General features: G+C 35.3%; 10 protein-coding genes. 2 read left to right on the top strand and 8 right to left on the bottom strand.

Annotated features, from left to right (window positions below):
• Window positions 1–146 precede the first annotated feature (146 nt).
• Window positions 147–1493, bottom strand: a complete 1347-nt coding sequence (gene gdhA, locus AC4BB5_RS08815) for an NADP-specific glutamate dehydrogenase (RefSeq protein WP_490458964.1) — start codon at window positions 1491–1493, stop codon at window positions 147–149.
• A gap of 138 nt (window positions 1494–1631) precedes the next feature.
• Here gdhA and AC4BB5_RS08810 point away from each other — a divergent pair, with 138 nt between their 5' ends.
• A complete protein-coding gene (locus tag AC4BB5_RS08810; protein ID WP_490458963.1) occupies window positions 1632–2921 on the top strand; it encodes a BaiN/RdsA family NAD(P)/FAD-dependent oxidoreductase in 1290 nt (429 codons plus the stop codon).
• Between the two features lie 168 nt (window positions 2922–3089).
• A complete protein-coding gene (locus AC4BB5_RS08805; RefSeq protein ID WP_490458962.1) occupies window positions 3090–3521 on the top strand; it encodes a hypothetical protein in 432 nt (143 codons plus the stop codon).
• A 76-nt stretch (window positions 3522–3597) separates the two neighbouring features.
• On the opposite strand, the gene AC4BB5_RS08800 is transcribed toward AC4BB5_RS08805, so the two are convergent.
• From AC4BB5_RS08800 to AC4BB5_RS08770, 7 genes are all read right to left on the bottom strand, one after another.
• Window positions 3598–4293, bottom strand: coding sequence for a winged helix-turn-helix domain-containing protein (locus AC4BB5_RS08800; protein WP_490458961.1), 696 nt, complete (start codon window positions 4291–4293; stop codon window positions 3598–3600).
• A 55-nt stretch (window positions 4294–4348) separates the two neighbouring features.
• Complete coding sequence (locus tag AC4BB5_RS08795) at window positions 4349–5458, bottom strand: WxLIP family cell surface protein (RefSeq protein WP_490458960.1); 1110 nt, start codon at window positions 5456–5458, stop codon at window positions 4349–4351.
• A gap of 122 nt (window positions 5459–5580) precedes the next feature.
• Complete coding sequence (locus AC4BB5_RS08790; protein WP_490458959.1) at window positions 5581–6387, bottom strand: WxL domain-containing protein; 807 nt, start codon at window positions 6385–6387, stop codon at window positions 5581–5583.
• Between the two features lie 75 nt (window positions 6388–6462).
• A complete protein-coding gene (locus AC4BB5_RS08785; protein WP_490458958.1) occupies window positions 6463–7275 on the bottom strand; it encodes a WxL domain-containing protein in 813 nt (270 codons plus the stop codon).
• A gap of 19 nt (window positions 7276–7294) precedes the next feature.
• Window positions 7295–8029, bottom strand: coding sequence for a WxL domain-containing protein (locus tag AC4BB5_RS08780; protein ID WP_490458957.1), 735 nt, complete (start codon window positions 8027–8029; stop codon window positions 7295–7297).
• 15 nt (window positions 8030–8044) lie between these two features.
• A complete protein-coding gene (locus tag AC4BB5_RS08775; protein ID WP_490458956.1) occupies window positions 8045–10411 on the bottom strand; it encodes an Ig-like domain-containing protein in 2367 nt (788 codons plus the stop codon).
• An 87-nt stretch (window positions 10412–10498) separates the two neighbouring features.
• On the bottom strand, window positions 10499–12865 hold the full coding sequence (locus AC4BB5_RS08770) for an Ig-like domain-containing protein (protein WP_490458955.1): 2367 nt from the start codon (window positions 12863–12865) through the stop codon (window positions 10499–10501).
• Window positions 12866–12917 lie beyond the last annotated feature (52 nt).

The raw sequence follows: 12917 nt of genomic DNA, 5'->3' as shown, positions 1-12917 counted from the left end.
TTTTACACCAAATTAAAACCATTTAGTTCTCTAATAATGATCGTTTTTTGATTCATAAAAAAGCTTTGCTCAACTGAATTTTGAACAAAGCTTTAAATTTATACATGTAATATCTATTTAGTTTACAAAAAAATACTGATAAATGATTATACTAAACCTTGGCTTAGCATAGCTCGTGCTACTTTTTCAAAGCCTGCAACATTTGCCCCTAAGACAAAATTATTTGTTGCATCGTATTTATTTGCTGTATCACGACATGTTTCATAAATATTCTTCATGATATCATCCAACATACCGTCTACTTTTTCAAATGACCAAGATAAGCGCTCTGAATTTTGACTCATTTCTAAAGCAGAAACTGCTACACCACCAGCATTCGCTGCTTTGCCTGGGCAATACAATACGCCAGCTTTATCAAGGATTTCAACAGCGTCTAATGTACATGGCATATTCGCACCTTCTGCTACCACTTTCCCACCATTTTTGACTAAAATATGTGCTTGTTTTTCATTGATTTCATTTTGAGTTGCACAAGGTAGCGCGATGTCATACGCTACTTCAAAATCCCAAACTGATTGACCATCATGATACGTCGCTTCTTTATGTGTTTCAACATACTTAGAAATACGTTCACGATTTTTTTCTTTCAGTTCTTTGACTAATTCAACATCAATACCATTAGGATCATAAATAAATCCATTTGAATCAGAGCAAGTAAGAACTGTTGCACCTAATTCTTTGGCTTTTTCCATTGCATAGATAGACACATTGCCACTACCAGAAACAACGACTTTCTTTCCTTCAAATGAATCATTTAAATCTTTCAGAAGATGTTTAACAAAATAAACGCACCCGTAACCAGTTGCTTCAGTACGAGCTTGACTTCCCCAGTAACCTAATGGTTTTCCTGTTAAAACACCTGCATCGTAATTTCTTAGACGTTTATACATACCGAATAAGTATCCGATTTCTCTAGCACCAACACCAATATCCCCGGCTGGTACATCTGTGCTTGGGCCAATATGTTTTTGTAGTTCTGTCATAAAGCTTTGACAAAACCGCATGACTTCAGCGTCTGATTTCCCTTTAGGATCGAAATCACTGCCACCTTTACCCCCACCAATTGGCAGACCAGTCAAGCTGTTTTTAAAAATTTGTTCAAAAGCTAAAAATTTCATTACACTTAAATTCACGCTAGGATGAAAACGTAGGCCACCTTTGTAAGGTCCAATCGCAGAATTATACTGGACACGGTATCCACGGTTGACTTGCCAATTTCCTTGATCATCTTGCCAAGGAACTCTAAACTGTAAAATTCTCTCTGGCTCGATTAGAATACCTAAAATATTGGCTTCAATGAATGCTGGATTTTCTTTTAAAAATACTTCAACCGTTGGTAAAAATTCATCGACAGCTTGCAAGTATTCCACTTGCCCTCGATCGTTTTCATGAATCTTCTTTTGAATCTCTTCCACGTACTGTTTTGCTTCCATTTAATCACCCTCTCATCGTTATAATCCTATTTTAACCTAAATTCTGAAAATTTCCACAATTTTTTACTGTGAATTGAAAAAAAAGTAGAAAAAGTTTTGAAAATTGTGTTAAACTACCATTGAATTGGAGGAGAATTTATGAAATTATTCGACGTGATTATTGTCGGAGCTGGTACTAGTGGCATGATGGCTGCAATTGCTTCCGCAAAATCAGGCAGTAATACATTATTAATAGAAAAAAACAAACGTGTCGGGAAAAAACTCTTGTTGACTGGCGGTGGTCGTTGTAATGTGACCAATAACCGACCTGCCGATGAGATCATCGCACATATCCCTGGAAATGGGAAATTTTTATATAGTGCTTTTTCACAATTTAACAATTATGATATTATGGAGTTTTTCGAATCAAATGGAACTCATTTGAAAGAAGAAGATCATGGCCGAATGTTCCCAGTCACAGACCGCTCAAAAACGATAGTCGAAACATTATTTAATCAGTTGGAACAACTTGGAGTAACCATCTATACAGAAGCAAAAGTCGAAAAAATCCTCCATAAAGATGATCAAGTTATTGGAGTTGCCTTAGAGCATGAGAAAATCTATGCTACTTGTGTGATTTTAACGACTGGTGGCCGAACGTATCCTTCCACTGGTTCAACTGGAGATGGCTATAAGCTAGCAAAAAGATTAGGACACACCATCAGCCCGCTATATGCAACCGAATCTCCAATAATTTCTGATGATGACTTTATCAAAGAAAAAACATTACAGGGCCTTTCACTTCAAGACATTTCTCTTTCAGTTTTAAATAGCAAAGGAAAAATAATAGTAGAGCACCAGATGGATCTTTTGTTTACTCATTTTGGTATCTCCGGTCCAGCAGCTTTAAGATGTTCAAGTTTTATTAATCAAGAATTAGTTAAAAATGAACAGAAACCAGTTTCTTTACAACTTGATATTTTCCCTCAAAAAACTGTTTTTGAACTGAAAAACGAGATACAGAAGAAGCTCTTAGAACAACCCGAAAAATCACTAAAAAATGCGTTGAAAAATCTTGTTCCAGAACGACTATTAGATTTCATCTTAACCAAGACAAGCTTATCTGACTGCCAATCAAAACAAGTCTTAGAACAACAAATCGATCAACTGACACACTTCTTAAAGTCTTTTAAAATCAAAGCATCCAAAACACTACCTATTGAAAAGTCTTTTGTCACTGGCGGAGGAATTTCGTTGAAGGAAATCCAACCTAAAACAATGGAAAGTAAATTAGTCAATGGTTTGTTTTTCGCAGGTGAGTTGCTAGATATTAATGGCTATACAGGCGGATATAACGTTACTGCGGCCTTCGTCACTGGATATGTAGCTGGTACACATGCTGCTAGTATAGCAGAATATACTTATTTACCACCTTTAGAACAAGAATAATTTATAACTGGACGGGAATGCAGCTATTATATTCGTCCAGTTCAATTCTTTCAGTGTATTTTTCAACTTTAACTACGACTTTAGCAGGATAAAAATTTCAGAATAAATCAGCCTTTTGTTTGATTCCTTAATCCTTTGATTATGTGAAAATAGTCTTAGGAGGTGGTTATGATGAAAATAAATTTAAAACGACAAACAACATGGGGATGCGTTCGTCATTTCATCGTATATAAAAATGGTGTAAAACAGGGACGATTATTTAATAATATTACGACTGAAATAGATGTTGAAATCGGTGACACAATCGAATTTAGAGAAGGTCTATTCCGGTTTTCTCAAAAAATCAAAGTACACTCTGATACTAAGGAAATAGTAATTTCAAACACCAATCAAATCAAGCGTTTATTTTCCTTATTTATAATCTTATTTCTAGCAATTTCTCTACTTAGTCTTTCAATTGCATCGTTAAAACTGTTCTTATTTACGGAAATTTCTGCCTTTATTCTATTAAATCACCTATTTCGTTATCGTTCATATAATTTTAATATTGAACCTATGGATTCATTATTACATGATGTTTCTGGGGTTGAGCTTTATTAATAGAGAAAGATCGTACAAATTCTATTCGAACTTGTACGATCTTTTTTAGTACACTATTTTTACTCGATCTTAGGGTTTATACTTCTTTCTCCGTAAAAGAAGTATCCAGAATATATCCAATTGAGCGTATTGTTTTAACTTGCACTGGTGAATTCTTTAAATCAGCAAATTTCTTTCTCACATGTGATACTAGATTACACACACGATTTTTTTGTACTTCTCCAGTACTTTTAGACCATACACCTTTATATATATCTTCATAAGTTACTGTTTGATTTTTATTTTTATATAAAATCGTCAACGCTAAGAATTCTTGTCTAGTCAAATCAACTTCTTGTTTTTTATTCACTAGTACACATGATTTCTCTGGTATTATTTCGAAAGAAGATTCTTTATCTTTTTTCTTAATCGTCTCTTTTTTGATTCTTTTCAAAATGTTTTTTACAATTAAATCTAGCTCATCTGCTTCTTCTGTGAAAATACCATCTGCTCCCAGTTTTAAATAAACCATTCGAGAAGTAAAGACCATTTGCTCTTCATCCGCTAAGATAAGAATATAAATATCAGAAATTTTTCTTATTTCCAATAACCATTCACATATGTTTGTAAAATTAAGTTCGACACTTTCTTCTATTATAAGAACGTCTAGTCCATCTAAATCATCTAAACAAAATTCTTCAATTAGTTCAAGTGAGCATTGTTGATCTAAATCCAAAGTTTTATAGTAATCATTTTGAGGTGTTCTTAATGAAAAATAGCCTATATTGTACATATTACATTTCCCCTATATATTAAATTTGTTAATGCTCAGTCTATCTACTTATCTATCATTTTCTATTATCATTGTTTTTGTTACGTTTTTTACTATTTGTTTTTTTTCTTCTTCTCTTAGCAGCTTCCGCTTTTAATCTTTTTCGTTTAAGTCTTCTTCTTTTATTAATATATTGACTTAATCCAAATGTTAGCAACATCAATAGTACAACTCCAGCTATACCACCAATAATGTACCATTTTGTATAATCTACTTTTAGTTCAACAGCTTTTTCATTAAGCTCTTGCGCTTCTTTTTGGCTAATTTCAAAATCTTTTGACCATTTCCATTTTTCTTCCCCACTAGCGACATTCATATGCAGCGTATATTTTCCTGCTTTGAATTCCTGATTTTGCCAACTGATTCCAAAGTTAAAGTTGGAATTGGGTGCCATACGTACTCCAGTTTTTTTCTGTTCAAATAATGTTTCTTTGCTGCCTTTTTTTGTTACACGAACATCCACTTCCATATCCTGGATGATTACGGGTTGTGTATTTTGAATATTCGCTTTCAGAACGTTTCTATAATTGACTTGTGAAGGTTGGATCTTACCTAACTTTAAGTCTGGTTTAACAACATTGTCATTTTGTCTGATCAATACACCAATTGCAAAAGCAAATCTATTTTTGATCTGCACGCCAGAGTTTTCTTTATCTTCCTTTTCTTTATCTTCCTTTTCAGTAAAATGAAGCCCTCCTAAAATCACGCCATCTAATTCTTCATCCGGCATCGTCACTTTTATTTTCAATGTTTTTGAGCTTTTTGCTGGAATCGTTGTTTCTTTTTCCACCTCACTAATGACGGAAAAAGGCGCTTTAAGTGTTTCATCTAATTTAGGATCTGCATTACTATAATCAACAATTCCATTATCGTTTGTAATTGCTGTATTAGCATGATTTTCTACTGTAACTTCTTCATCTAAAGGGTTATTCATCAAAACTTCTAATTCCTGAACTTGACCAGGCTTCATTTTTAAATCAAAATATGTTTTTGTTTTATCTATTTGATTATCAGGAATGACCGCCGTTACGGAGAAATTCATCGTTCCGTCTTGTGCTGAAGCTTTAAGGGGAATAAAACCTATCATGATGATCAAAAGTAATACTGATATTATTCGTTTATTCATTACTAATTTCTCCCAACTTACTTATGTTTGAATTTATGTTGTTGTATTATTTTTATGTAAAAATTAATCATTGCAACAACAGTAACATTCTGTTGCTGCAATGATTGTTCATATTAATCTGTTTATTTGGTTGCTGTCGGTGTAGTTGAAAGCGTCCATGTAATAGTAGACTTGTATTCTTCTTTAGGATTTTTCTTAGAATCAGCAGGAACATTAAGTGTGATATTAGGGTTTCTATCCTCAACTGTTAATGAACCCGTTGCATCTTTTCCGAATACTGTTGCCCAAGAACCCATTCCTTCATCTTTCTTAGCTACAACAAGAGGTTTAGGACTATCTGTTAGAGTCACATTTGTATTTAATGTAGACGGCTTGAAGTCCTTACCATCAACAGGTTTTACTGCTGTAGAAAATTCTGATTGACCTAATGTTAAAGTCGCCTTCAAATCTGCATTTGTGTCTACTACAGTTCCTTTAAATGGAGTAGCTGATACAGTCAGCTCCCACCCTTCGTTTGTTCCTCTGTTATCTGTTACTTGTACATAGTGAGGAACATACTTCGCTTGTAAAGGTTCTGCAACATTACCAGCCTCGTCTAATACACTTACTTTTGGATATAGTGGGTGGTATTGTGCCGCATTCCCGGACATTGTTACCGTACTGAACTTAAAGTTCGGTGCGAAATCAATTCTCAAAGGTCCTTTTGTTCCTACAGAACCTTCACCTGTATCAGGTTTCACACCATTTCCATCAGGATTGGTCGGATCTATTGTATTTCCGCCGTTATCTGCATCTTGTGATTCTGATTCAAATTTTACTGTTGCATCTGTCATAGGCGCTGCAACTTGATCAGCAAACGCAGGTGAAGCTGCCCCTAGAATGAATGTGCTAATTAATAGTGCTGAAGCGATTGTTTTTGTCTTTTTCATAATAAAAATCCTCTTTTCTCTTTTTTTAAAACTGTTTTTTCAATTGCTTAATTGTTCTCTGTAATCATTTGATCTTTATGGTACTTCGTTTAGATTTACGTTTGATTGGTCTGGTCCATCAACTAATGTCCAAGTTAGTACTGTTTTATAAGCTACATTTGTTAACTTTGCAGTATCACCGGGAATAAATAATGAAACACTTTTCGCGCCTTGTTCATCCGTATCACCTAATGTATAGTGCCAAGTTCCCATCCCTTTACCAGCTGGAGCGTTAACTACAGATACTGCAGCAGCCCCTGGAACAAGTTTTTGTTTGATTCCTAACGGAGCAAACTCTGGTCCTTTTTGAGCAGACTTCAATGTAGGATTATCAAAAGTCAACTCAGCTCCAGTCAGTACAGAAACATTATTATTTTTGTCTTTCGCTTGGAATTGCGAATCTTGTTTAAGTTGCAATTGCCAACCAGCATTTGAGCCTCGGTTATCAGTAACTTGAACGAAGTTCGGGACCTTTTTGGGTTCTGCAATATCTTTTAATTTGATTTGAGCTAATTCTGCAAAGTAAGTTGCCTTATTACCAGACACCTTAACCGGACCAAAATTAATTTTTGTAATATAATCAATCGTCAACGGTCCAACCATACCAGTATCGCCTTCGCCTGGTTTTTCAAGCTCTTCGCCACCAGGTCCAATTGGCGGTGTGATTTCTGTTTCATTTTGCTCAAAAGTAATTTCAGCTTCTGATCTCGCTGGATCCTTAATTGTCATTGGTGGTTTTACTTCACTTTCACTTGTCGTCTCAGCAAAAGCTGCTGGTGTCCCAAGTAATAAACCTGCAAATGTTACTATTCCTGTTGTAGTTAGTGCTAAGTTCTTTTTCAATATCATGTTTTTTTCTCCTTTGGTTTTAGATTGGTGTATCAATCAACTCCCAAGTTAGGGAAGTTGTATAGTTACCTTTCTTTTTTTCAGTTGTTCCCGGAACACTGACTTGTATGCTTGTTCTACTTTCTTCTACATCTTTTCCAAACATAATAAGCCAAGTTCCTTTACCGGTGGTTTCTGATGATTTAGACATCTCAGTCGACTCTTCACTTTCGGGATCCAACTGTACATTTTTTGTAACAATAGGCTTCTCTCCATTATTTGGTGAGAATAACCTAATGTTTTTCAAGGTTATTTCAGCGCCTCTCAAGGTGTGCAGACCATTTTTAAGTTGTCCATTTTGTTTGACTGTTAATCGCCATCCAGAATTTTTTCCTCGATTATCTGTTAGTTGAAGGAAATTGGGTACTTCTTCTTCTGAATCATCACTTATTTTTCTCAACCTTGTTAACTTAGCGTAGTAAATATCATTTTTTTGTGATCCGTCCTGTGTCCCAAAAATAATATGAGGTGCAAAATCTACACTTAAAGGGCCTGCAGTACCTGGTGGAACAGGTATTGGCGAGATGACGTCCATTGATTCATCAGGATGAAACGGGTCTATTGGCGGTGTGACCTCTGTGTTTTCAGTATAGGAAATTTCCGCTTCAGATTTATTACCCGTTGCTCCATTAGCAAAAACTACGATTGTTTCAAAACAAATTCCCCCTAACAATAGAGTCAGAAAAATAATAATCGATCTTATAATTTTCTTCATTTCTCTCCCCTTTCATCATGGTCCATTCTCAAGCGTCCACATTATTTGGGTCCTGTACTCTTTATCCGATCGAACACTTCCCGGCAAAACATTGAGGATTACTTCTTTTTCTTTATCTCGCGTAAAATCTACTTGGATAAGACCATTATTAAGTTTGCTTGGCTCGTAAATCGGAATATCCACTTCATTCAACTTAGTATCTACAACTTTTCCCGATTCATAAGAACGATAAAGTAAGCCACTCGCTGAAGTAATACCCTCTTTTGTTTTAAGCGGATGCTCCATTTTTGCCATTAAACGCCACTTATTTAGCTTAAATCGAGTATCATTTATAGAAATACTTAACTTATTTTCAGAAGAAACAAACTGTTCTTTTGATCTGATAGTCTGAGTACCAAATGATAGTTTGTCTACTGTTTTATCAAAAGCCAAGCTTCCTTCTAATAGAGTCACTTTAAATGTTCTACTCAGATTGCCCAAAGTGATGGTAACAGGATAAACCCCTGGCTTTTTCTGTAACAAACCTAGATTGTAAGAGCTTAGACCATTAACTTCCTGACCTGATACCAAATCCCAAGCCTCTGCTTGTCCATGCTTCAATATAAATTTTAGTCTCTCAGCAGTTGAACCCGGCAAATCTATAGCTAACGCTGAAAAATCATAAGCCTTGAGAAGATATTTATCATCAATAAGCGTTGACTCATCTTTAACAGTTATCGGAACAACTACAACTGAAACATTACCTGCTTTGTCAGTCAAAGTGATTTCAGCTGTCTTATACCCCGTTTTTGAGATATCTGGCACTTTTGTCATTTTTATCGTTAAATTATCTGACCCAATTCCCGCATTGTCATAGATATTTTTAAGCATTTTTTCTGTTGTTGGGAGCAGATCTCCCAAAGTTAACGCTTGCCTAATCGCTTCTGCTTTCGGTGGTGTTGTGTCTGCTACAACTTGTGAATCTGACGCAACACTAACATTTCCCGCTGCATCGGTTGATGTAATATAATACGTTTTATACGGAACCATCGGCTTTTTAGCTGTTGGAACTGTAATTGAAAACTGACCGTTTACATCTGCTTTTCCACTCAAAAATACTGTTTTATCTGCCTTATCATAGATAGTAACTGTTGAGCTTGCTTCAGCCTTCCCAAAAATCGTTCCATCATTATCCTTGATTGGATTCAGCGTTGGTTTTTCTGGCGGTACGATATCTTTAATAACACGTACCTGAGAAGCAGTTTTCCCTCGTAACATGCTAAAAACAGTGACTGTTTCATATTCTCTAAAATATTTATCTTTTGGTAAAGAGTAACTAAAATTACCTTCATTATCCGCACGTATTTGATACTTCCTTGCATCACCAGTAACTTCTGAAATCAGTGTTCCTTCTGGGAAATCCGTTATACCAGAGAATTGAACAAATGAGTTAGGATACGTTTTCCCTGTGATTGTGTGACTTTGCTCATTTTTAGGATCATTTACTAAATCAGTTGGTATCGTTAAGTTCATGGTAATTTTATCCAACAATGCTTGAGCTTTTGCAAGTTCTTTTGTTAATTCAGCATTTATCGAAATATGAACCACTGTGTCAATTAATTTTTTTGTTTTATTGATTTCTTCTTGCGTCGTAGATAATTTCAGTTCAGTATGCGTGCTATCAGTAAATAACGCTTCAAGACTCTCTCTAGATTCCACAATTCCTTGGTTTAAATCAACGATGGATAGGTTAGACAAATTTGCTGCAGAATAAACCCCTGACAATGAGACTATACTAAAAACAAGAGTCATTTCATTTGTCGTCGCTTGAACAATCTTTTTCACAGCTGTAGGACCAAATCTGCGATCGATTAGCTCACTGTAGGTCGGATAGACAGATACTGGATTATTCACATCTGAATTCGATAACCAATCTAGAGCATATCTTGCAACTCTTCCAGCATAAGCACTCGCAGTCATTTGAGTTGAAAGTTGATAATAATGTCCAGGAATTGTACGAATGGTAGTTTTTACACGTCCGGAATCAGATATAGTCCCATCGATATAGAATTTTAAACTAGCAGGAGAAGCTTCTGCGCTCAAACTTCTATCACTTATAAGATAGATAGAAGTTGTTCCATTCCAAGTGCTATTCAGCTTCCAAGGATTACTCCTATAGGCCGTATACCCATCCCACTGTGTGATCAAATTATACTTTGAAAGAACTTTTTCGTCTGTTACTTCTGGCGGGATTTCTTCAGTCTTTGTTTGGTAATTAACATTTTTCTTATCCTCTTCTGCTTTCAATACTGTTTTTGCTTCCATATTTAGATAAAAGAAAATGACAAAAACAACTAGTAAAATAGTTAGCATTAAGATAGGGTAAAATTTTTTTTTATTCATCCTCTTCCCTCCTACTTCATGCGCAATCTTTTAAATGCATTATAGGATTTAAAATTGAGTAATCTTTCCATTTCTCCTCCCCTTTCATCATGGTCCATTCTCAAGCGTCCACATTATTTGGGTCCTGTATTCTTTATCTGATCGAACACTTCCCGGTAAAACATTGAGGATTACTTCTTTTTCTTTATCTCGCGTAAAATCTACTTGGATAAGACCATTACTAAGTTTATTGGGTTCGTAAATTGTCGTATCTAGTTCATTAAGTTTCGTATCTACAGCCTCACCTGAGGCATATGAACGATAAAGTAAACCACTCGCTGAAGTAATACCCTCTTTTGTTTTAAGCGGATGCTCCATTTTTGCCATTAAACGCCACTTATTTAGCTTAAATCGAGTATCATTTATAGAAATACTTAACTTATTTTCAGAAGAAACAAACTGTTCTTTTGATCTGATAGTCTGAGTACCAAATGATAGTTTGTCTACTGTTTTATCAAAAGCCAAGCTTCCTTCTAATAGAGTCACTTTAAATGTTCTCGTTAAGCGCCCAATTGTAACAGTAATTGTATAAACACCAGGTTGTTTTTTTAAAGTCCCTTGATTATAAGTCAGTTTTTCGTTGATCATCTGACCTAAAGAGAGGTCCCAAGCTTCTACTTGTCCATGTTTTAGAACAAATTTCTTTTGTTCCTCAGCAGTTTCTGGCAAATCAATCGCTAATACAGAAAAATCATACGCTTTAAGAAGATGATTACTGTCCATTAAGGTTGACTCATCTTTAACAGTTATCGGAACAACTACAACTGAAATATTACCTGCTTTGTCAGTCAAAGTGATTTCAGCTGTCTTATACCCCGTTTTTGAGATATCTGGCACTTTCGTCATTTTTATCGTTAAATTATCTGACCCAATCCCCGCATTGTCATAGATATTTTTAAGCATTTTTTCTGTTGTTGGGAGCAGATCTCCCAAAGTTAACGCTTGCCTAATCGCTTCTGCTTTCGGTGGTGTTGTGTCTGCTACAACTTGTGAATCTGACGCAACACTAACATTTCCCGCTGCATCGGTTGATGTAATATAATACGTTTTATACGGAACCATCGGCTTTTTAGCTGTTGGAACTGTAATTGAAAACTGACCGTTTACATCTGCTTTTCCACTCAAAAATACCGTTTTATCTGCCTTATCATAGATAGTAACTGTTGAGCTTGCTTCAGCCTTCCCAAAAATCGTTCCATCATTATCCTTGATTGGATTCAGCGTTGGTTTTTCCGGTGGTACGATATCTTTAATGACACGTACCTGAGAAGCTGTTTTCCCTCGTAACATGCTGAAAACAGTAACTGTTTCATATTCTCTAAAATATTTATCTTTTGGTAAAGAGTAACTAAAATTACCTTCATTATCCGCACGTATTTGATATTTCCTTGCATCACCAGTAACTTCCGAAATTAGTGTTCCTTCTGGGAAATCTGTTATGCCAGAGAATTGAACAAATGAGTTAGGATACGTTTTCCCTGTGATTGTGTGACTTTGCTCATTTTTAGGATCATTTACTAAATCAGTTGGTATCGTTAAGGTCATAGTAATTTTATCCAACAATGCTTGAGCTTTTGCAAGTTCTTTTGTTAATTCAGCATTTATCGAAATGTGAACCACTGTGTCAATCAATTTTTTTGTTTTATTGATTTCTTCTTGTGTCGTAGATAATTTCAGTTCAGTATGCGTACTATCTGTAAATAACGCTTCAAGACTCTCTCTAGATTCCACAATTCCTTGGTTTAAATCAACGATGGATAGGTTAGACAAATTTGCTGATGAGTAAAAAGATGACAATGCTCTAATACTAAACACAAGACTCATTTCACTCGTAGTCGCTTGAACAATCTTTGAAACACTTGTAGGTCCGAATTTCCGATCTTTTAATATACTATAATCTGAATAAACAGACACTGGATTATTTACATCTGAATTTGATAACCAATCCAGAGCATATCTTGCCACATCTCCAGCATAAGCACTTGCAGCCATTTGAGTCGAAAGTTGATAGTAGTGACCAGGTATTGTATGAATTGTTGTTTTTACAAGACCAGCATTCCCGTTATTCCCATTAATTTTAATTCTTACTTTTTCAGCACTTGCTGACGCACTCAATCCCGCAACAGTAAGGAGATCCTGAGATGTTGTTCCATTCCAAGTATTATGCAGAACCCAAGAACCACTCAAATAGGTCGTATACCCTTCCCAGTTTGTGATCAAGTTATATTTTGAAAGAACCGTTTGATCCGTTACTGCTGGAGGTATTGCGTCTGTTTTCGATTGGTAATTGAAATCTTTCTTATTGTCTTCGGCTTTTAATACTATTTTTGCCTCCGTCTTTAAATAAAAGAAAAGTGTAAAAATGATGAACGCGATCGACAGAACTGAAATTAGATGCCACTTCTTATTTTTCATTTACTTTCCTCCTAATTTCGTACGCAATTCTTTAATGTATTGTCGATAGAAT

It is taken from the genome of Enterococcus sp. AMC1252 (assembly GCF_058216515.1).
This window is presented reverse-complemented; position numbering and strand designations above follow the sequence as displayed.